Source organism: Streptomyces subrutilus, assembly GCF_008704535.1.
Taxonomy (GTDB): Bacteria; Actinomycetota; Actinomycetes; order Streptomycetales; family Streptomycetaceae; genus Streptomyces; species Streptomyces subrutilus.
In genome coordinates, this window is the sequence record NZ_CP023701.1 from 1,621,626 (window position 1) to 1,640,650 (window position 19,025).

The 19,025-nt window shown below is 74.0% G+C and carries 18 protein-coding genes; 5 read left to right on the forward strand and 13 right to left on the reverse strand.

Features of this window, described 5'->3' with window-relative positions:
* Nucleotides 1-172: 172 nt before the first annotated feature.
* Genes CP968_RS07040 through CP968_RS07050 form a run of 3 tightly spaced genes read right to left on the reverse strand, consistent with a single transcriptional unit; the run spans nt 173 to nt 2,218 of the window.
* Complete coding sequence (locus tag CP968_RS07040) at nt 173-1,525, reverse strand: hypothetical protein (protein ID WP_150517174.1); 1,353 nt, start codon at nt 1,523-1,525, stop codon at nt 173-175.
* Between the two features lie 45 nt (nt 1,526-1,570).
* Entirely contained in the window at nt 1,571-1,951 is a 381-nt protein-coding gene (locus CP968_RS07045) for a PPOX class F420-dependent oxidoreductase (RefSeq protein WP_150517175.1), read from the reverse strand.
* Between the two features lie 9 nt (nt 1,952-1,960).
* Nucleotides 1,961-2,218, reverse strand: a complete 258-nt coding sequence (locus CP968_RS07050; RefSeq protein WP_150517176.1) for a hypothetical protein — start codon at nt 2,216-2,218, stop codon at nt 1,961-1,963.
* A gap of 205 nt (nt 2,219-2,423) precedes the next feature.
* Here CP968_RS07050 and proP point away from each other — a divergent pair, with 205 nt between their 5' ends.
* Nucleotides 2,424-3,920 (forward strand): glycine betaine/L-proline transporter ProP, encoded by a 1,497-nt coding sequence (proP, locus tag CP968_RS07055; protein ID WP_150517177.1) that lies wholly within the window; start codon nt 2,424-2,426, stop codon nt 3,918-3,920.
* Nucleotides 3,921-3,963: 43 nt separating this feature from the next.
* Here proP and CP968_RS07060 read toward each other — a convergent pair whose 3' ends face one another.
* Nucleotides 3,964-4,215 carry a helix-turn-helix domain-containing protein gene (locus CP968_RS07060; RefSeq protein WP_150517178.1) on the reverse strand — a complete coding sequence of 84 codons (252 nt, stop codon included), beginning with the start codon at nt 4,213-4,215 and terminating at the stop codon, nt 3,964-3,966.
* A gap of 64 nt (nt 4,216-4,279) precedes the next feature.
* Here CP968_RS07060 and map point away from each other — a divergent pair, with 64 nt between their 5' ends.
* Nucleotides 4,280-5,047, forward strand: coding sequence for a type I methionyl aminopeptidase (map, locus tag CP968_RS07065; protein ID WP_150517179.1), 768 nt, complete (start codon nt 4,280-4,282; stop codon nt 5,045-5,047).
* Nucleotides 5,048-5,090: 43 nt separating this feature from the next.
* Here the strand turns inward: map and ggt are convergent, their stop codons facing one another.
* Nucleotides 5,091-6,896 carry a gamma-glutamyltransferase gene (gene ggt / locus CP968_RS07070; RefSeq protein WP_150517180.1) on the reverse strand — a complete coding sequence of 602 codons (1,806 nt, stop codon included), beginning with the start codon at nt 6,894-6,896 and terminating at the stop codon, nt 5,091-5,093.
* Between the two features lie 101 nt (nt 6,897-6,997).
* Here ggt and CP968_RS07075 point away from each other — a divergent pair, with 101 nt between their 5' ends.
* Nucleotides 6,998-7,723, forward strand: a complete 726-nt coding sequence (locus CP968_RS07075; RefSeq protein WP_150517181.1) for a triosephosphate isomerase — start codon at nt 6,998-7,000, stop codon at nt 7,721-7,723.
* Here the strand turns inward: CP968_RS07075 and CP968_RS07080 are convergent.
* The 6 genes from CP968_RS07080 to CP968_RS07105 are packed head-to-tail and all read right to left on the reverse strand — an operon-like array spanning nt 7,683 to nt 14,533.
* The gene (locus CP968_RS07080) at nt 7,683-8,945 is read right to left on the reverse strand and encodes a cytochrome P450 (RefSeq protein ID WP_150517182.1); all 1,263 of its coding nucleotides are present in this window, start codon (nt 8,943-8,945) and stop codon (nt 7,683-7,685) included. The two genes, CP968_RS07075 and CP968_RS07080, sit on opposite strands and share 41 nt — an antisense overlap.
* A gap of 57 nt (nt 8,946-9,002) precedes the next feature.
* Nucleotides 9,003-9,524, reverse strand: coding sequence for a hypothetical protein (locus tag CP968_RS07085; protein ID WP_150517183.1), 522 nt, complete (start codon nt 9,522-9,524; stop codon nt 9,003-9,005).
* The gene (locus CP968_RS07090; protein ID WP_150517184.1) at nt 9,521-10,963 is read right to left on the reverse strand and encodes an ATP-binding protein; all 1,443 of its coding nucleotides are present in this window, start codon (nt 10,961-10,963) and stop codon (nt 9,521-9,523) included. Before CP968_RS07090 ends, CP968_RS07085 begins: the two co-directional genes overlap by 4 nt.
* 9 nt (nt 10,964-10,972) lie before the next feature.
* Entirely contained in the window at nt 10,973-11,656 is a 684-nt protein-coding gene (locus CP968_RS07095; RefSeq protein ID WP_150517185.1) for a response regulator transcription factor, read from the reverse strand.
* 4 nt (nt 11,657-11,660) lie between these two features.
* Nucleotides 11,661-13,424 carry a murein biosynthesis integral membrane protein MurJ gene (gene murJ / locus CP968_RS07100; protein ID WP_373304015.1) on the reverse strand — a complete coding sequence of 588 codons (1,764 nt, stop codon included), beginning with the start codon at nt 13,422-13,424 and terminating at the stop codon, nt 11,661-11,663.
* Entirely contained in the window at nt 13,421-14,533 is a 1,113-nt protein-coding gene (locus CP968_RS07105) for a lipid II:glycine glycyltransferase FemX (RefSeq protein ID WP_150521779.1), read from the reverse strand. The genes murJ and CP968_RS07105 overlap by 4 nt, the downstream gene beginning before the upstream one ends.
* Before the next feature lie 312 nt (nt 14,534-14,845).
* Here CP968_RS07105 and CP968_RS07110 point away from each other — a divergent pair, with 312 nt between their 5' ends.
* Entirely contained in the window at nt 14,846-16,066 is a 1,221-nt protein-coding gene (locus CP968_RS07110; RefSeq protein WP_189828856.1) for a L,D-transpeptidase, read from the forward strand.
* A gap of 107 nt (nt 16,067-16,173) precedes the next feature.
* On the opposite strand, the gene CP968_RS07115 is transcribed toward CP968_RS07110, so the two are convergent.
* Both CP968_RS07115 and CP968_RS07120 read right to left on the reverse strand, forming a co-directional pair.
* Entirely contained in the window at nt 16,174-16,521 is a 348-nt protein-coding gene (locus tag CP968_RS07115) for a nuclear transport factor 2 family protein (protein ID WP_150517187.1), read from the reverse strand.
* Complete coding sequence (locus CP968_RS07120) at nt 16,518-17,156, reverse strand: TetR/AcrR family transcriptional regulator (RefSeq protein ID WP_150517188.1); 639 nt, start codon at nt 17,154-17,156, stop codon at nt 16,518-16,520. The genes CP968_RS07115 and CP968_RS07120 overlap by 4 nt, the downstream gene beginning before the upstream one ends.
* Before the next feature lie 241 nt (nt 17,157-17,397).
* On the opposite strand from CP968_RS07120, the gene CP968_RS07125 reads away from it, so the two are divergent.
* Nucleotides 17,398-19,002, forward strand: a complete 1,605-nt coding sequence (locus tag CP968_RS07125; RefSeq protein WP_150517189.1) for a CocE/NonD family hydrolase — start codon at nt 17,398-17,400, stop codon at nt 19,000-19,002.
* Nucleotides 19,003-19,025 lie beyond the last annotated feature (23 nt).

The following is a 19,025-nucleotide window of genomic DNA, read 5'->3' on the forward strand; positions in this document are numbered from 1 at the left end:
CTCCTCGCGACGGAGAACGTCGACTTTCCACGGCTCTACGCACGTAGACGGAGTGCGTAGGGAGTAGAACGTAGGCCGCGTCACAGCCTGGGGCAAGACCGCCGTGCGCGGTTGGAGTAGTCGATCATGTTAGGTCGATTCACGGTCGTTTGTGATCACCCGGTGGGTTGTTTCAGGCCGTTTGGGCAGTACTGATACCGGCCACGCGGAGGGCGTGGACCAGGTCGCGGCTGTGGCTCGCGGACAGCGCGGCGGCGGCCCGGAGCAGCTGGGGCGCGAACCACTGCGGGGCCCGCCGGGCCAGCGCGGCGGACTCCTCGGCGGTGCGCACCCGGACGAACGCGTCGAGCAGGGCCCCGGCCTCGCGGGTGCGGCCGGCCGCGCCGAGGGCGAGGGCCGCGTCGGCGATCTCGCCGGTGGGCCGGGCCACCCCCTGGCGCAGCAGCCGGTCGCAGTCGGCGGCCCGCCCGGCCTCGCCGAGCGCCCCGGCCGCCGCGGCCAGTCGCTCGGGCGGCAGCGAGGCCGCCTCCCACAGCAGGGTCTCCCAGTCCGCCGCGAGCCCCGCCCGGCCCAGCTCGGCGGCGAGTACGGGCAGGCGCTCGGCGGGCCAGGCCGCGGCCTCGCACAACAGCGCGTGCGCCTCACCGGTCCGCCCCTGGCCGCGCAGCGCGAGCAGTTCCCCGACGAACGCCCCCAGGGTGCGCACCCGCGCGGTGGCAGCGGGGCCGGCGGGACGGCCGGGCCCGTCCGCGGACGGGCCGTCGGCTCCGCCGGCCGCGTCGGCAGGGGGGCCGGGGCGGCCGAAGCGCGCCCCGCGCGGCGCGGGCAGCCCGCCCTCGGGGGCGGGGCCGGCCGCCGGGGCGGGGGCGTCCGGGTGGCCCGGCGGCGCGGTGACGGCGGTACGCGGCTCCGCCGGGCCCGCGTACCGGGCCCCGCCGGACCGGCGAGGGGCGCCGCGCAGCCAGCGCCCCTCGGCCCTGCCGACCGGTTCGGCGACGGCCGCCGACGCGTGCGGCGCGGGCCCGGCGGGCAGTGCGCCCAGGCGGGCCACCAGGTCCTCGTGCCGGGAGGAGGCGCGGGCCGCGTCGTCGCGGGTCCACGAGAGCTCCCGGGCCAGCGCGTCGGCCTCCGCGGGGTCGGTGGCGCCGCCGAGCCGGGCGGTCAGCTCCCGCAACGCCGCCTGGGCATGGCCGCGTTGCTCGTCCGAGGCCGCGAGCAGGGCGCGCAGCTCCTCGGCCCCGCCGGGCATCCGGTCCCAGGCCGCGACGGCCGCGGCCCGCAGCCCGCCCGCGTACGCGGCCTCCCGCTGCGCGACCTCCGGGCCGAGCACCCCGGCGAGGTCCCGGAGCAGCGACTCCACCACGTCCCAGGGCGGGATGGCGGCCCCGTCCAGGCAGGCCCGCACCCCGTCGGGATCGCGCCGCAGGAACTCCCCGTACCAGCCGGTCCGGGCGTCCAGCCTCTGTGTCAACTCACGCATGTACCCGGTGAGTCGACCGATCGCCAGCGAGGATGCGGTCTCCATGGCCGCATTGCACCCCACCCGTGTTACGGGCGGGCTACGGGCGCCTCAAAGCTTGACCGCGATCGCGGTGTGCGGCCGCTTCCCGCGCCGCCACAGCGTGGCGGGCACGTCCACCACCCAGTACTGCCAGGTGTACTTGCGCGACATCAGCCTGCGCACCCGGTTCAGCCCCGCCTCGTCGAGCAGCCGGGCCTCGCCGTCCAGGACCGCGGCCCCGTCCTCGATGCGTCCGCGCACGTCGCACGCGGCGACCCGGACGCGACCGTCGTTGCGGATCCGCTTGACCTTCCAGGTCTCGGTGCGCGTCCACACGTACAGCTCGCCGCCGTCGGCCACCGCCCACACGGGGGTGGCGACGGGGGTGCCGTCCTTGCGGAACGTGGTGAGGCTGATGTAGCGGGCCCGGCCGAGCTCGTCGAGATTCATACCGAGACCTTAGGCCGCCCGCGGTGCCCGCGCCCCGGTCGGGATCTTTCCGTGACCCGCCGCCTCCCGGCCCGCGGGCCGCCGCGGGGGCCCGGGCTCCCGGGCGCACGGGAGTTCCGCGGCGGGGCAGGGCGGCGCCGTCCCACCCGGGTCCTGGGCGCGCGAGGGGCCCTCGGGCGCGGCGCAGGCGGCGACCAGCAGGCCGCCCGCGAGCACCGCCCCGAGGAGTCCGAAGCCGAGCCGCTTGGGTGCGTTGAGGTCCGACACCCCTTGACGTTGCCCCGCACCGCGGCGCCCCCACCTCCGATTGGGCCGTTCGGCGGCCGTCCCCGCCCGAACGGCAGGGCCGGCGGCCCGGGCGGCGGGGCCCGCCGGATGTGACACACCTCGCATTCGACCGGCGGGACCGTTTGCAGCCGCCATGATCGCGCAGACGCCTTCCCTGGAGCACCCACCGAGGAAAGGACCGGCCATGGCCGCCCCCGACCCCCAGCAGGTGGCCGATCCGGAAGCGGTGAAGCGCCACCCCGTACTCTTCCGCGCCATCAGGCAGCGCCGGAATCCGAGACTGCGCAGGACCGACATCACGGTCACCGACGACCGGGCGGTCCGGCGCGCGGTCAAGGCGGCGTCGCTCGGCAACGCCATGGAGTGGTTCGACTTCGGCATCTACTCCTACTTGGCCGTCACCCTCGGGCGCGTCTTCTTCCCGACCGGGAACGACACCACGCAGTTGCTGTCCTCGTTCGCCACCTTCGCGGTGGCCTTCCTGGTCAGGCCGCTGGGCGGGATGTTCTTCGGCCCGATGGGCGACCGGCTGGGGCGCAAGAAGGTCCTGGCGCTCACCATGATCATGATGGCGGTCGGCACCTTCGCCATCGGGCTGATCCCCTCGCACGGCACGATCGGCCTGTGGGCCCCCGCGCTGCTGATCTTCTTCCGGATGCTCCAGGGCTTCTCGACCGGCGGCGAGTACGGCGGCGCGTCCACCTTCATCGCCGAGTACGCCCCCGACAAGCGCCGCGGCTTCTTCGGCAGCTTCCTCGAATTCGGCACCCTGGCCGGATACGTCGGCGCGGCCGGGCTGGTCACCGCGCTGTACGCCCTGCTCGACGGCGCCCAGATGGAGGCGTGGGGCTGGCGCATCCCGTTCCTGGTCGCCGGGCCCCTCGGCCTCGTCGGCCTCTACCTGCGGATGCGCCTGGACGAAACCCCGGCCTTCCAGAAGCTGGAGGGCGGCAGGGCCCGCGCCACCGAGGCCGCCGACGGCGCGGAGACGACGTCCAAGGGCGACCTGGCCACGATCTTCCGCGACCACTGGCCGACGCTGATCCTCTGCGTCTGCCTGGTCGGCGCGTACAACATCACCGACTACATGCTGCTGTCGTACATGCCGACCTACCTGTCGGACGAGCTCGGCTACAGCGAGACGCACGGCCTGCTGATCCTGCTCGCCGTGATGGTCTTCCTGATGCTCCTCATCAGCCGGGTCGGCGCGCTCTCCGACCGCTACGGCCGCAAGCCGCTGCTGATGGCCGGCATGGGGGGATTCCTCGCGCTCTCGCTCCCCGCGTTCCTGCTGATCGGGCAGGGGGGCGTCCTCGCCGTCACGGCCGGCATGCTGATGCTGGGCCTCTCGCTCGTGTGCATGCTGGGCACGATGTCCGCCGCCCTTCCGGCCCTCTTCCCGACGCGGGTGCGCTACGGCTCGCTGTCCGTCGGGTACAACCTGTCGGCGTCGGTCTTCGGCGGGACGACCCCGCTGGTGATCACGGCCCTGATCGGCTGGACCGGCTCCGAGCTGATGCCGGCCTACTACGCGATGGCGGCGGCCCTGGTCGGCATCATCGCCGTGGCCTGTATGAAGGAGACCGCGCGGCAGCCGCTGGCCGGGTCCCCGCCCTCCGTCGAGACGCACGAGGAGGCCGCGGAGCTGTGCGCGGCCCGGTCGCCCGAGCCCCGTTTCTGAACCGCGCGGCCCCGCGCACCGGGACCGGGTCCGGGCGCGGGAATCAGACGGGCACGAGGGCGCAGCGGCGCACGACCTCGTCGAGGGAGAGGCCGAGGACGGAGGCGAGCGCGGCGACCGTGAAGAAGGCGGGGGTCGGGGCGCGGCCGGTCTCGATCTTGCGGAGCGTCTCGGACGAGAGTCCGGCGCCGGCCGCGATCTCGACCATGCTGCGCGCGCCGCGCGCCTCGCGCAGCAGCGTGCCGAGGCGCTCGCCTCGCTCGCGCTCTTCCGGGGTGAGGGGGGTGCGGACCATGGGCCCATCCTACCCGGCCACCCCATAATCATCCCGGTACAGTTATACCGGTATAGTTATTGGCATGGTGGAACTGAAGACAGACCGATCGATCGACAAGATGCGCGCGGCGGGCCGCGTCGTCGCCCACGCCCTCGCGGCCGCACGGGAGACGGCGCGGGTCGGCGTCAGCCTGCGGGAGCTGGACGCGGTGGCCCGTGAGGTGCTCCGCGAGGCGGGGGCGGACTCGCCCTTCCTCGGCTACCGCCCGCACTTCGCGCCCGTCCCCTTCCCCGGGGTGATCTGCGCCTCCGTCAACGACGCGATCGTGCACGGCATCCCCGGCGACTACCGGCTGCGGGACGGGGACCTGGTCAGCGTCGACTGCGGCGCCCGGCTCGACGGCTGGACGGGCGACGCGGCGGTCAGCTTCACCGTGGGCCGACCCCGCCCGGCCGACCTGCGGCTGATCGCGACCGCCGAGGAGGCGCTCGCCGCGGGCATCGCCGCGGCCGTACCGGGCAACCGGATCGGCGACATCGCCCATGCGGTGGGCACCGTCTGCCGCGCCGCCGGGTACGGCGTCCCGGACGGCTTCGGCGGCCACGGCATCGGCCGCAGCATGCACGAGGACCCGGGCGTGCCCAACGAGGGCCCGCCGGGACGCGGCATGAAGCTGCGCCCCGGCCTGGTGATCGCCATCGAGCCGATGCTGACCGCGGGCGGCACGGACGACTACACCTGCGACGGCGACGGCTGGACCCTGCGGACCGTCGACGGCAGCCGCGCCGCGCACGCGGAGCACACGGTGGCCGTCACCGCCGACGGCCCGCGCATCCTCACGGCCCTGTAGCGGGGCGCGGCCGGGGCCGCCGTATCCGCTACGGCCGTATCCGCTACGGCCTGCCGTACGGGTGGACCACCATCGCCGAGCCCCCGCCCCGGCGGACCGGCTCCGCGGCCGCCAGCCAGCGCCCGTCGGGCAGCCGCTGCACACCGGTCGCCGCGCCGATCTCCGGGTTCGGCCGGAACCCCTGGCCGATCGCCTCCAGTTCGGCGCGGACCGGACTGTCCCACAGGGCCGGCTCGACCTCGGTCGTGGCCTGGTTGCGCTGGCTGGCCCGCGGCGCCGCGATGGCGTCGACCAGCGGCAGCCCGCGGTCCAGGTGGCCGAGCAGGACCTGCAGCACGGTGGTGATGATGGTGGCGCCGCCCGGAGAGCCCACCGCGAGCACCGGACGTCCGTCCTCCAGCACGATGGTGGGGGCCATGGACGAGCGCGGCCGCTTGCCCGGGCCGGGCAGGTTCGGGTCCGGGACGCCGGGGGCGGCCGGGGCGAAGGAGAAGTCGGTCAGCTCGTTGTTCAACAGGAAGCCGCGGCCCGGGACGGTGATGGCGCTGCCGCCCGTGGACTCGATGGTCAGGGTGTAGGACACCACGTTGCCCCAGCGGTCGGCGACCGTCAGGTGCGTGGTGTTCTCCCCCTCGTAGGTGGTGGGGGCGGCCTGTCCGGCGCCGCCGCAGGCCGCCGGGTTGCGCGGGTCCCCGGGGGCGAGCGGGCTGGTCAGGGTCCGGTCGGACCGGATCAGGCAGCCGCGCGAGTCGGCGAACCGCTGGCCCAGGAGCTGACGGGTGGGCACGTCCACGGCGGCCGGGTCGCCGACCCAGCGCCCGCGGTCGGCGAAGGAGATCCGCGAGGCCTCGATGAAGCGGTGCAGGTACTGGGCCGGCGGGAGCGCGGACAGGTCGGTCCGCTCCAGGATGTTCAGCGCCTCGCCGACCGTGGTCCCGCCGGACGAGGAGGGAGCCATGCTGTACACGTCCAGGCCGCGGTAGCTCACCTGGGTGGGGGCCTGGCGCTTCGTCTCGTACGCCCGCAGGTCGCGGCCGGTCAGGTCGCCGGGGCGCACCGTGCGGGTGGCGGCCGGGTCCACGGGGGGTGTCCGTACGGCCCGGACGATGTCGTCGGCGATCGGGCCCCGGTAGACCGCGCCGGTGCCCTTGCGGCCGAGTTCTGCGTAGGTGGCCGCGAGGTCCGGGTTCTTGAAGGAGGAGCCGACGACGGGCAGGGCGCCGCCCGGCAGGAAGAGCTTCGCGGTGGCCGGGAAGTCCTTGAAGCGGTCCTGGTTGGCCTCGGTCTGGGAGCGGAAGGTGGCGTCCACGGTGAAGCCGTCGCGGGCCAGTTTCTCGGCCGGCCGCAGCAGTTCGCGCAGCGGGCGGGTGCCCCAGGCGTCGAGGGCGCTCTTCCAGGTCGCGGGCGTGCCGGGGACGCCGACGCCCAGGCCGCTGGTCTGGCCCTCGGCGAAGGGGATGGGGACGCCGTTCTCCTGGAACAGCGTCGCGGTGGCCGTCGCCGGGGCGGTCTCGCGGCCGTCGACGGTCTGTACGCGGCGGGTCTTGGCGTCGTAGTACACGAAGTAGCCGCCGCCGCCGATCCCCGCCGAGTAGGGCTCGGTGACGCCGAGGGCGGCTGCGGTGGCGACCGCCGCGTCCACGGCGTTGCCGCCGGAGCGCAGCACGGCGATGCCCGCGGCCGAGGCGTCGGCGTCGACGCTGGCGACGGCGCCGCCGTAGCCGGCCGCCACGGGGGTCTTGGCCGGGCTCCCGCCGGGCGGGGCGGACGGCGGGGCTGCGGCCCCGGTGGAGACCAGTGCCCCGGCGAGGGCGACGAGCGCTAGGTGGCGTGCGGCGGGACGACGCATCCGTTTCCTCCAGTCGACGGCCGTTCAGAACCGGCTGCGGCACTGTAACTTCGGCGCACCCCCCACGTCAGGAGGACCTCCCGGCCGCTACCATCCGCCGCATGAACGACGACGTGCGCAACATCGTGCTCGGGGTGATAGCCACGGCCGTCAGCGGCGGGTTCGGCTGGTTCTCCCGGACCTACCTGTGGCGCCGCGCCCTGCGCCGCAAACAGGCCTTCTTCGGCCTGCCGACCGGTTCGGACTGCCTGTTCGTGGTCAACCGCCAGATGGGCGGCACCGATTCGTCCCTGCACCGCAGCGACGCGTTCGCGCTGCTGGAGATCTCGGCCCTGATCAAGGACTGCGGGGCGAACGTGCAGATCGTCACCCACGACGAGTCCCGGCAGGGCTTCGGCGAGCGGGCCGAGTTCTGCGTGGGCGGGCCCGTCTCGAACGTCCGCACCGCGGCGCACCTGATGTCCATGCTGCCGGGGGTGCGGGTGGACCTCACCAGTGCGCGGGGCCCGGAGCGGGGTTCGATCAGCGTCGGCGGGGAGGCGTACCTCTGGGACAAGGGCCTGGTCGAGCACGTCCTGCTGGCACGCCTGACGAACGGTCGGGGCGCCCGCCCGGTCTTCCTGCTGTCCGGTCAGACCGCCAACAGCAACCAGGCCGCCGCCCGCTACCTGGCCCGGCACCACCAGCGGCTCGCCCGCACCTACGGCGCGGACTCCTTCTGCCTGCTGCTGAAGGTCGTCAACTCGGACGCCTACGGTCCGGACGTGACGGAGCTGGTCGCGGACGTCACCGCGCCGGCCCGGACACCCGCAGCGGCAGCCGCGTGATCCCGTTGATGAAGTTGGAGACCAGCCGGCGCGGCCGGCCGGCCTGTTCGGGCGCGGGCATGGCGGCGCACCACTCCTCGTACAGGACGCGCAACTGGAGCCGGGCGAAGTGCGCGCCGAGGCAGACGTGCGGACCGTCCCCGAAGGAGACGTGCGGGTTGGACGGGCGGCCGAGGTCGAGGCGGTCGGGGGCGGTGAACACCCGCTCGTCGTGGTTGGCGGAGGCGTGGAAGACGACCACCTTGTCCCCGGCCCGGATCGGCTGCCCGGCCAGTTCGGTGTCGGCGGCGGCCGTGCGGCGGAAGCTGAGCACGGGCGGGTGGACGCGCAGGAGCTCCTCGACGGCCCGCTCCACCGCGACCTCGCCGGCCGCGAGCCGCCGGTAGGCGTCGGGATCGCGGGCCAGGGCGAGCAGGCCGCCGGGGGCGGCGGCGCGCACGGTGTCGTTGCCGGCGACGGTGAGCAGGAAGAAGAACATCTCCAGCTCGGCGTCGTCGAGCCCGGCCTGGGCGAGCGAGGTCAGCACGTCGTCGCCCGGGTGGCGGCGCTTGTGGGCGGCCAGTTCGCGGGCGTACGCGAACATCTCGCCGAGCAGCGCCGGGGAGCGCGGGTCGAGCGGCCGGCCGTCCGGGCCGAGCCGGGGTGCGGGCGCGTCCTCGGGGTCCTGGTAGCCGATGATCCGTACGGTCCAGTCCAGGAGCAGCGCCCGGTCGCCGGCCGGGACGCCCAGCAGGTCGGTGAGGTTGAGCAGCGCGTACTCGTCGGTGACGGTGCGCACCACGTCGGCGGCCCCGCCCTCGGCCCGCTCCCGGGCGCCGGCCAGCAGCCCGCGGGCGCGCTCGCGCACCCGGCCGGCGAAGGCGTCGACGCGGGCGGGCGTGAAGGCCCGGGACACCACCCGGCGCAGCCGGCCGTGGTCGCCGCCGGGGTCCTGGTTGAGCATGGTGCGGCGCAGGAACGGCAGGTCGGCCGGGTCCGGGTCGCGGATCTGGGTGGCCCCCAGCCAGGAGGAGTACGTGCGGTGGTCGCGCAGCACCGCCACGACGTCGGCGTGCCGGGTGACGGCCCAGAAGCCCGGGCCGGCGGGCCAGCCCAGCACCTCCGGCTCGGCCTGCCGGGCGACCGGTCGGGCGTCGCGCAGCAGCCGGTAGCGGTCGAGGGGGACGGCCTCGGCGTACAGGCGCGGGTCGAAGACGTCGGGGGCGTCCGCGGCGTGGTCCATGGGGCCACCGTGGCAAGGGCCGTCGGCGCCCGCAAGAGCGCGGCCGGCCCGGCCGCGTCAGCGCCGGAGGTCGCAGCGGTCGGCGGGCAGGGCGGTGTCGGTACCGATCAGGGCGACCCGGCTGAGGGTGTCCGGCTCACCGGCGAAGGCGAGCGTGCACACCAGCTGGCCGCGGCCCAGCGCGGAGAGGCCGCCCACCGCGATGGGCAGCCGGGCCGTGACCGTGGGCACCCCGTCGGGCGCCGCCCACGACACCGCCGTCGCGTCGAGCGCTTTGATCTGCATCCGGGGCAGCTCCGTGCCGAGGTCCGACGACCGCCCCGAGCTCCCCGGCCCGGCGAGCAGTTGCGCGACCAGGCCTCCCGGCGGGAGCCGGTAGCCGTCCGCCATCAGCGGGTACGGGACCAGCCGGTCGCCCTCCGGCGCGATGAAGTAGAGGACCGGACCGGCGGAGCCGGGGACCACCACCCGGGCGGCGCTGCCGGCCTCGATCACACCGGTGGGTGCGATGCCGCAGCCGGCGAGCAGCAGCGTGCCCAGCGCTCCCGCCGCGGCGGCGAGCGCCCTGGTGCCGTTCACGCGTGGGCCTCCAGGGGCATGTCGAGGGTGAACACGGCTCCTCCGAAGGGTCCGTTGGCGGCCCGGAGCGTGCCGCCGTGCAGGCGTACGTTCTCCAGGGTGATGGCCAGGCCCAGGCCGCTGCCGGCGGAGCGGGTGCGGGCCGCGTCGGCCTTGAAGAAGCGGTCGAAGATGTGCGGCAGCACCTCGGGGGCGATCCCCGGTCCGCTGTCGGCGACCTCGACGAGCAGCCGTTCGCCGTCCTCCCCCGGCCCGGTCCGCACGGTGATCAGCACCGGGGCGCCGCCGTGCCGCAGGGCGTTGCCGACGAGGTTGGCGAGGACCACGTCGAAGCGGCGCGGGTCCAGCCGGGCCCGGACGCCGGGCGGCAGGTCGGTGCGGACCCGGCCGTCGTCCCAGTGGCGGCGCTCCAGGGTCTTGCCCACCGCCACGGCGAGGTCCACGTCGTCCAGGTTGAGCTCGGCGGCGCGGGCGTCGAAGCGGGAGATCTCCATGAGGTCCTCGACCAGGACGGCGAGCTTCCCGGTCTCGGCGCTGACCAGCCGCAGCGCCTTGGCGGTGTCCGGGTCGAGCTGCTCGGCGTCCTCGTCGAGCACCTCGGTGACGGCCAGCATCCCGGCGAGCGGGGTGCGCAGTTCGTGCGAGACGTCGGAGGCGAAGCGCCGGGCCCGGACCTCGGCCTCCCGCAGCTCGGCCACCGAGTGCTCCAGGGCGCGGGCGGTCTCGTTGAAGGTGCGGGCGAGGCCGGCGAGTTCGTCGGCGCCGCGCACCTCGATCCGGGTGTCGAGGCGGCCGAGACCCAGCCGCTGGGCGGCCCGGCGCATGTCGCGGACGGGCCGCAGCACGCTGCGGGCGGCCAGCAGGGCGGGGATGACGGCGAGGGCGATGGCCGGGACGGCGCCCTGCTTGGCTGCGTCGACCATCGCCTGGACGGTCCGGCTCTCGTCGGTCAGGGGCACGCTGGCGAAGTAGACGGCGCCGGTGGGCTCGGCGACCCCGCCGTGCGGGAAGACCGCTGCGATGCCGATGGTGAGGTAGGGATCGCCGGAGCCGTTCTCGACCCGCTGGAAGGCTCCGTACCGGTTCTCCCGGACCTTCCGGCGCAGGGTGTCGGTGACCGGGCCGAAGGGGGCCGCGGAGGAACTGGATGCGCGCAGGGACCCGTACTCGCCGAAGACCGTCCAGGGGTGCGGCTTGCCGCGCTTGCCGAGTTCGGTGACGACCGCCTGGAGCTGGTCCTGGGTCATCGGAAGCCTCGTCGTCTGCTGCTCGATCTGCTCCCGCAGGCTGCTCACGGCCGTGTCCTGGGTCTGCTTGAGGATCGCGTTGCGCGCCTTCTGGTAGGTGAGGGCGGCGGTGGTCACCGCGCAGATCGCGGCGACCAGCAGGAAGGCCGCGATCAGCCGGGTGCGCAGGCCCAGCGGGGCGATGCGTCGCACGGCGCCGTCCTACAGCGGACCGAAGCGGTAGCCGAAGCCGCGCACGGTCTGGATGTAGCGGGGGCTGCGGTCGGGGTCCTCGATCTTGTGGCGCAGGCGGCGGACACAGGCGTCCACCAGACGGGCGTCGGCGTGGTAGCTGTGGTCCCACACGTATTCCAGGAGCTGCTGGCGGGAGAAGACCTGCTCGGGCGAGGCCGACAGGTGCAGCAGGAGCTTGAGCTCGCTGGGGGCGAGGGCGAGCCGCTCGCCGTTCTTGGCGACGGTCAGTCCGGAGCGGTCGATGGCCAGTTCGCCGTGGTGGGCCACCTCGGGGCGGCCGCCCGCGGGGTCGCTGAGCCGGCGCAGCACGGCCTTGATGCGGGCCTCGATGACCTCGGTGCGGGCGGGTTTGACGATGTAGTCGTCGGCGCCGGCCTCCAGGCCGACGACTATGTCGAAGTCGTCCCCGCGCGCGGTCAGCATGATGATCGGGACCTCGCTGGTGTCCCGTATGCGGCGGCACACCTGGACGCCGTTGATCCCCGGCAGCATGAGGTCGAGCAGGACGAGCTCGGGGCGGAAGGACCGCATCAGGGCGAGTCCCGCCTCTCCGGTCTCGGCGGCGCTCACCTCGTGGCCGCGGCGGCGCAGGCCGAGGCCCACGCCCTCCCGTACGGACGGGTCGTCCTCGATCAGCAGTACGCGTGGCATCCGCTCAGTATCCCCGGCCGGTCCGGTGCTCTTCCTCCTGCTTACGGCCGGTCTTGCGCCGCAGGGAGTGCAGGAGGTCGGTGATCTCGGTCAGCCGCAGCGGCCCGGCGAGGAGGACGACGACGAGCGCGAGCGCGACGGTTCCCGTGCCGGCCGCGGCGAGGTTGCCCAGGGGGTCCGCGGCGCGGGCTGCCGCGTACCCGGCGGCGCCCGCCGGTACGCAGGCGGCCAGCATCCGCAGGTGGGTCCGCAGGGCGCTCTCCCGGCGCCCGGTGCGGGGGCCGGTGCGCGGGCCGAGCCTGCGGGCGAGGGTGCGTGCGGTCACGGCGGCGCCCGCGACGAAGGCGGCGGAGGAGGCGGCGGCCATGCCGGTGACGGCCCAGCGCGGGGGCAGCAGGACGTAGGCGGCCGCGGAGAGGGCCGCGTTCGAGGCCGCGATCACCAGGTTGAGGAAGAAGGGGGTGCGGGTGTCGGAGAGCGCGTAGAAGCCGCGGGAGAGCACGTACTGCGCGGAGAACGCGATCAGGCCGGGGGCGAAGGCGGCGAGGATGCCCGCCATGACCTCGATGTCGGCGGGGCCGGTGCGGCCGTACTCGAAGACGCTGCCGATCACCCAGGGGGCGAGGGCGGCGAAGAGGGCGGCCGCGGGCACGACGAGGGCGGCACTGGAGCGCAGCGCGTACGAGACGTCCCGGCGGACGGCGGCCAGGTCGCCGTCGGAGGCGGCGGAGCTCATCCGGGGCATCAGGGCGGTGACGAGGGAGACGGTGACGATGCCCTGGGGGACGATCCACAGCTGGTAGGCGTTGCTGTAGGCGGTGTACCCGGCGCCGCCGGCCAGCCCGGCGTCGACGGCGTGCTGTCCGGTGGCGGTGGAGAGCCGGGTGACGACCCAGTACGCGAGCTGGTTGGTCAGGACGAGCAGGACCAGCCAGCCCGCGTTGCGCAGCGGCCGGCCGAGGCCGCTGCCGCGCCAGTCGAAGCGGGGGCGCCAGCGGAAACGGGCGGCGCGCAGGGAGGGGGCCAGGGCGAGCGCCTGCACCACGATGCCGGCGGTGGTGCCCAGGCCCAGCAGCCGGGTGTCGGCCGCGGTGAGGCCGTCCGCGGAGTCGTGGGAGAGGAACAGGAAGAGCCCGAAGACGCCGATGATCACCAGGTTGTTGAGGACGGGGGCCCACATCATCGCGCCGAACCGGCCGCGGGCGTTGAGCACCTGGCCGAGCAGGGTGAACAGTCCGTAGAAGAGGATCTGCGGCAGGCAGTAGCGGGCGAGCGCCACCGTGGTGCTCTCCTGGGCGCCGCTGTAGCCGGTGTAGACGGAGACGATCAGCGGGGCGGCGAGGACGGCCGCGGCGGTGAGCAGCACGAGGGCCGCGGTGCAGGCGGTCAGCAGCCGGTCGGTGTAGGCGGCGCCTCCGTCGCGGTGCTCCTTGGCGGCGCGGACCAGTTCGGGGACGAAGACGGCGTTCAGGGCGCCGCCGACCAGCAGGATGTAGAGGATGTTCGGGACGGTGTTGGCGACGGCGTAGCCGTCGCCGAGCAGTCCGGTGCCCAGGGCCGCCACGACGACCGCGGAGCGGACGAAGCCGGTGGCGCGGGAGACCAGGGACCCGGCCGCCATCAGGGCGCCGCTGCGCAGCACCGATCCCCGGGCCGGCGCGGCGGCGGTCGGCTGCGCGGCCGCGTCCCGGGCGACGGCGCGGGCCGCGGCGGAGGGGGGCGGGGCCGGTGCGGGCGGGGCCGCGGGGGTGTGGGAACCGTGGTTCACCGGCGGGCCAGGTACGCCTGGAAGGCCTTGTAGAGGGCCGTGTTGGCGTATCCGTCCATCGGGGTCTCCCATTCGCCGAGCGTCTCGACGACCTGCCCGCCGGTGCCGAGCTTCCAGCGCAGCAGCCCGAACGCGCGTTCGTCGGGGTCAAGGGTGGAGGGTACCCCGCGCATGTCGTACTCGTCCGCGCCCAGGGCATGGGCGTCGCACAGCATCCGCCACTGCAGGGCGTTGCTGGGGCGGACCTCGCGGCGGTGGTCGGCGGAGGCGCCGGTCTGGTACCAGACCCGGCCGCCGGCGACGACCATGGTGTGGGCGGCGAGCACCTCGCCCCGGTGGACGCCCAGGTAGAGCCGCATCCGGCCGGGCTCCTCCGCGTTGAGGGCCGCGTACTGCCGCTCGTAGTACGCGAGGGAGCGGCCGAGCCGGAAGCCGTCGCGCTCCTCGGTGACGCACAGCAGCCGGTAGAACTCGGGCAGGTCGGCGGCCGTGCCCAGGAAGGTCCGCACCCCGGCCTTCTCGGCCTTGCGGACGTTGCGCCGCCACTCCTGGTTCAGGCCGGCCCACAGGTCGTCGGCGGACCGGCCGGCGAGCGGGACCCGGAAGACGTGGCGGGGCTGGGCGTCGCCGTCGTCCTCGCCGCCGCAGCGCTTCCAGCCGCGGGTGCGCAGCCGGTCGGCGAGGGCGGCGCCGACCGCGTCCACCTCCGTGGCGAGCACGTCGGAGATCTGCCGGCCGGGGCCGGTCGCGGACTTGACGGTGGCCGCGTCCCAGCGCCGGTAGGCGGGGGTGGGGCCGATCCGGACGGCGAAGGCGCCCGCGGAGCGCAGGTGCCGCAGGAGCGGGGTCAGCCAGCGGTCGACGTGCGGGTCGGACCAGTCGGCGACGGGGCCTTCGGGAAGGTAGGCGAAGTATTTGCGGGTACCGGGCAATTGGCGATAGAGAACGAGCCCGGCGCCCGTGGTGACCCCGTCGCCGTCGTGCCATCCGAGGGTCTCCGCGCGCCACAGGTCCTTCACCCGCGCCCACGACGGGTACTGCAGGAAGCTGGCCCCGCGGTGGCGGGAGAGGAACGCCCGGTACTCGGGGGCGGACAGCGGCCGGACCACGGACTCGCGCTCCCGGCGCCCGTCCCGGCCGTGCTCGCCGGATGGGGTGCGGTGCTGTTCCTGGGCCTGCTGGGCGGGGTTCACGAGCAGTGCGCACACGACTGTCGGCCTTCCGTTGCGTCCGGGTGGTGTCGCAGAGGACTCTCACAGCGGACCGTGACCGCGGCGCGCGGCGATTGTGACCGGACGATGACCGTTTCGCTGCGGTCGACGTCACACCGGAAAAGGGGACCTTTTCCGCCGAATGCGCAACCTAAAGTCGTCGTGCTCGCTCTCTATTTGCGAACGATCATTACTTCGGAGGGGTTTTCGTTGAGCCGCAGCAGCCGTACCGCCCTGTCCCGTCGACGGGTCCGCCACGCCGCCCTCGCGGGGACCGCGCTCCTCGCCGCCACCCTGACCGCGTGCGGGGGCGGTTCGGGAGCCGCCGGCGCGGGCGGCGCGGCGGAGATGAAGAAGAAGCCGGACATGGCGGTTTCGGTGAACCTCACGGGTGACCGGGTGAAGGCCGGCGAGCCGGTCACGGTGACCCTCGCCGAGGGGAAGCTGGCGCTGGTGAAGGTGACCGACGCCAAGGGCGGGGAGCTGCCGGGGAAGATATCCGACGACGCCCGCACCTGGACCTCCGAGCGCAATGCCGCTCCCGGCACCGACTACGCGGTCGAGGCGCAGAACACCGACAGCCAGAGCGCCTCGACCCGGTTCGCCACCTCGGCCGCCGACAAGGTGAACAAGCTCAAGATCAACGTACCCAAGGGCAGCACGGTGGGCGTGGGCATGCCGGTCTCCGTCGTCTTCGACAACCCGGTGGCGAACAAGGCCGAGGTGGAGAAGGCCCTGAAGGTCACCACCTCGAACGGCACCGAGGGCTCCTGGGGCTGGTTCAAGGACTACTCGGGCAGCGACCGGATCGACTGGCGGCCCAAGGAGTACTGGAAGTCCGGCACCGACGTGAAGGTGGACATGAACCTGAACGGGGTGGACTCCGGGAAGGGCGGCGGCCTCTTCGCCCGCGACTACACCACCGAGTTCAAGGTGGGCAAGGACCGCCGGATGGAGGTCAGCCTGGACACCCGGAAGATGAAGGTGACCGAGGACGGCCAGGTGGTCGAGACGATCCCCGTGTCGGCCGGCACCCCGGGCGGCCAGAAGGCCTCGTGGTCCGGGAAGATGGTGCTGATGTCGAAGGAGGGCACCATCCGGATGGACTCGCAGACCGTGGGTCTGGGCGACTCCTACGACAAGATGGTCGACTACTCGATGCGGCTGACCTGGTCGGGCATGTACGTGCACGCCGCGCCGTGGAACACCGCCAACTTCGGGCGCGCCAACACCAGTTCCGGCTGTGTGGGCATGAGCACCTCCGACGCCGCCGACTTCTACGCGAAGGTCCAGGTCGGCGACCCCTTCGAGGTGGTCGGTTCGGGATCCAAGGGCAACGCGCCGCTGGGCAACGGCTACGGCGAGTGGAACCTCTCGTGGGACGAGTGGAAGACCAAGAGCGCACTGGCCGCGGGCGCGCAGAACGGCTGACCGGCCGGCGCGGCGGTCGGCCGGATCGCGCCGCCCGGCCCGGCGGCCGGCGCGACGCGACCGGCCGGGCACCGCACGCCCGCGCGGTGCCCGGCCGGTCCGGGCCGTCAGGCGGGGAGGAAGAAGCCGGTCACGTCGGCGAGGAGGCCGTCGCGGTGCACCGCGCTGCTCACGCCCGTCATGAAGGGCTCGCCGTCCGGGCCGACCTGCGTCCAGCGGGCCAGTGACCGGTCGTGGTGGTCGAGCACCTCGTCGATCCGGAACCGGTGCCCGGGGAACGCGCCGGCGAAGCCGCTCATGTACGCGTCCAGTTCCGCCCGGCTGCCGACTTCGGTCCCCGGGTCCCGGTAGGCCACGTCGTCGACCGCGACCGCGCCGAGCGCGGTGGGCCGTATCGAGGGATCGGCCGACCAGCACGCGGCGTAGTCGTCCCAGAGTTTCCGTCGTTCGCTCATCGCTGTTCCTTCTCTTCGGATTGCCCGGTGGTGACCGACCGTCGCGCCGGCGCGGCACCGATCGATGTCAGCGCCCCGTCGGTGACGGCGTGCAGTTTGGCGGTGCCCGTACCGGAGCGGACGAGCACCAGCAGGCCCTGGTAGAGCGCGAGGAGCCGGACGGCCGACTCCTCGACGTCGAGTTCGGCGGGCAGGAGCCGCCGGGCACGGGCGCGCGTCAGCGCGTCGGCGAAGCCGTGCTCGATCGCCTCCAGCCCCCGGCGCACGCCCGGCGCCGCCTGCGGAACCGTGAAGGACTCCACCGCGCTGTTGGTGAGCAGGCACCCGGGGTCCGGTTCGGGCCCCGCGGCGCCCTCGAAGGCCGAGGTGAAGAACGAGCGGATCCCGGCCACGGGGTCCGGCGCGTCCCGCAGGTGGACGCGGACCCTGCTCTCCACCACCCGCTCGTTGTAGGCGTCCAGCGCGGCGCTGAACAGCCCCTCCTTGCTGTGGAACGCCCGGTACAGGCTGCCCGGGTGCATTCCGGTCGCCTCTTCGAGGTCGCGGAGCGAGGCGCCGAGGTACCCGCGGCGCCGGAACAGCCCCATGGCGGAGGCCAGCACCTCGTCCTGGTCCCAGACCTGTCTGCGCCCCATCGCGGCTCCTTGTAGTTGAACGATCGCTCACAAACTAGCACGCGCGACGGCCCGCCACGCACCAACCGCCTGCGGAAACGGCCCACATGACCCGCCCACCGGCCGACCCGGGCCCCTGCGCACCCGACTGACTCTCGTTCAACTGTTACCACCACGTAACTTACCGACGGGTTACTTCCAGTAACCCGCTCCCGTTACCTTCGGGTCACTTCGACACCCCGGCGTACGCGAGGAGCGATCGATGCAACGCACCACCACCGCCGCGGCGGTGGCCGCCCTGCTGGCGGCAGCCGCCCTGGGCCTGGCCCCCCACCAGGCCCAGGCGGCCCCCGCGGCCGCGGCCGCACCCGCCCCGGCCCCGGCGAACGCTCACGCCGCCTCGCCGGAGCTGCGGTTCCACGACATCCCCGGCTCCGGCGGCATCACCCTGAAGGGCAACGTCTTCACCCCGGCCGGCGCCGAACCCGGCCGGACCTACCCCCTGATCGTGCTGCCGACCAGCTGGGGCCTGCCGCAGATCGAATACGTCGTCCAGGCCAGGAAGCTCGCCGACGCCGGCTACGTCGTGGTCAGCTACACCTCCCGCGGCTTCTGGCTCTCGGGCGGACAGATCGAGGTGGCCGGGCCGCCGGACGTCGCCGACGTGTCCGCCGTCATCGACTGGGCCCTCGCCCACACCCCCGCCGACCCCGGACGCATCGGCCTCGGCGGGGTCTCGTACGGCGCGGGCATCAGCCTGATGGCCTCCGCCCACGACAGCCGGATCAAGGCCGTGGTCGCGATGAGCGGCTGGGCCGACCTGATCGAGTCCATCTACTCGGGCCGCACCCAGCACCTCCAGGCCGCGGGAATGCTCGGCGCCGCCGGCTACCTCACCGGCCGCCCCGGAACCGAACTCCAGCGGATCCTCGGCGACTTCCTCGGTTCGAAGCTGGAGAACGAGCAGGCGATGATCGACTGGGGACGTACGCGCTCCCCGGCCGCCCAGCTGGACCGGATCAACGCCAACGGCGCCGCCGTCTTCCTCGGCAACGCGTGGGGCGACACCATCTTCCCGCCCAACCAGTACGCGAAGTTCTACGAGGGGCTGACCGGTCCCAAGCGCCTGGAGTTCCGCCCCGGCGACCACGCGACCGCCGAGGGCACCGGCCTGCTCGGCCTGCCCAACGACACCTGGACGAGCGCCCACCGCTGGTTCGACCGCTACCTCAAGGGCGAGCGCAACGGCATCGACACCGAGGCCCCGGTACAGATCAAGTCGCGCAGCGACGCCGGGTACGAGGGCTACGCCGACTGGCGGGCGGTGGGCGCCGGCGGCTCCGAGCGGCTCGCCCTGGCCGACAGCCAGCGCGTGTACGCCAACGTCGACTCGGGTGCCAACGGCGGGATCCTGCTGCTCACCAACCTCCTCGACCAGTTCCTGAAGACGCCCCCGGCCGTCTCCGTCCCCCTCCTCCCCCGCGCCTTCGCCGCCGTCTGGCAGTCAGAGCGCCACACCGAGGCCCGCCGCGTCCGCGGCACGGTCCGGCTGCACACCACCGTGACTCCGACCAAGGGGGACGGCACCTTCGTCGCCTACCTGTACGACGTGGGCCCGCTCGGTGTCGGCAAGCTCGTCAGCAACGCCCCGTACACCTTCCACGGCAAGACCCCGAACCAGTCCTTCGGAGTGGACCTGGAGCTCTTCTCCACCGCCTACGACGTACCCGCCGGCCACCGGCTCGCCCTCGTCGTCGACACCGTCGACCCGCTCTACATCGAGCACAACCCCTCCGGCGCGCAGCTGACCTTCTCCTCGCCGCGCACCGATCCGTCGTACGTCTCGGTACCGCTGCGCGAGCAGTGATCCACGGCTGCCGCCGGGCGGGG

Bases quoted from the DNA above. Each gene is read 5' to 3' on its own strand.
- CP968_RS07040 (WP_150517174.1), bottom strand. From the start codon at position 1,525: ATGGAGACCGCATCCTCGCTGGCGATCGGTCGACTCACCGGGTACATG.
- CP968_RS07045 (WP_150517175.1), bottom strand. From the start codon at position 1,951: ATGAATCTCGACGAGCTCGGCCGGGCCCGCTACATCAGCCTCACCACG.
- proP (WP_150517177.1), top strand. From the start codon at position 2,424: ATGGCCGCCCCCGACCCCCAGCAGGTGGCCGATCCGGAAGCGGTGAAG.
- CP968_RS07060 (WP_150517178.1), bottom strand. From the start codon at position 4,215: ATGGTCCGCACCCCCCTCACCCCGGAAGAGCGCGAGCGAGGCGAGCGC.
- map (WP_150517179.1), top strand. From the start codon at position 4,280: ATGGTGGAACTGAAGACAGACCGATCGATCGACAAGATGCGCGCGGCG.
- ggt (WP_150517180.1), bottom strand. From the start codon at position 6,896: ATGCGTCGTCCCGCCGCACGCCACCTAGCGCTCGTCGCCCTCGCCGGG.
- CP968_RS07075 (WP_150517181.1), top strand. From the start codon at position 6,998: ATGAACGACGACGTGCGCAACATCGTGCTCGGGGTGATAGCCACGGCC.
- CP968_RS07080 (WP_150517182.1), bottom strand. From the start codon at position 8,945: ATGGACCACGCCGCGGACGCCCCCGACGTCTTCGACCCGCGCCTGTAC.
- CP968_RS07095 (WP_150517185.1), bottom strand. From the start codon at position 11,656: ATGCCACGCGTACTGCTGATCGAGGACGACCCGTCCGTACGGGAGGGC.
- CP968_RS07115 (WP_150517187.1), bottom strand. From the start codon at position 16,521: ATGAGCGAACGACGGAAACTCTGGGACGACTACGCCGCGTGCTGGTCG.
- CP968_RS07120 (WP_150517188.1), bottom strand. From the start codon at position 17,156: ATGGGGCGCAGACAGGTCTGGGACCAGGACGAGGTGCTGGCCTCCGCC.
- CP968_RS07125 (WP_150517189.1), top strand. From the start codon at position 17,398: ATGCAACGCACCACCACCGCCGCGGCGGTGGCCGCCCTGCTGGCGGCA.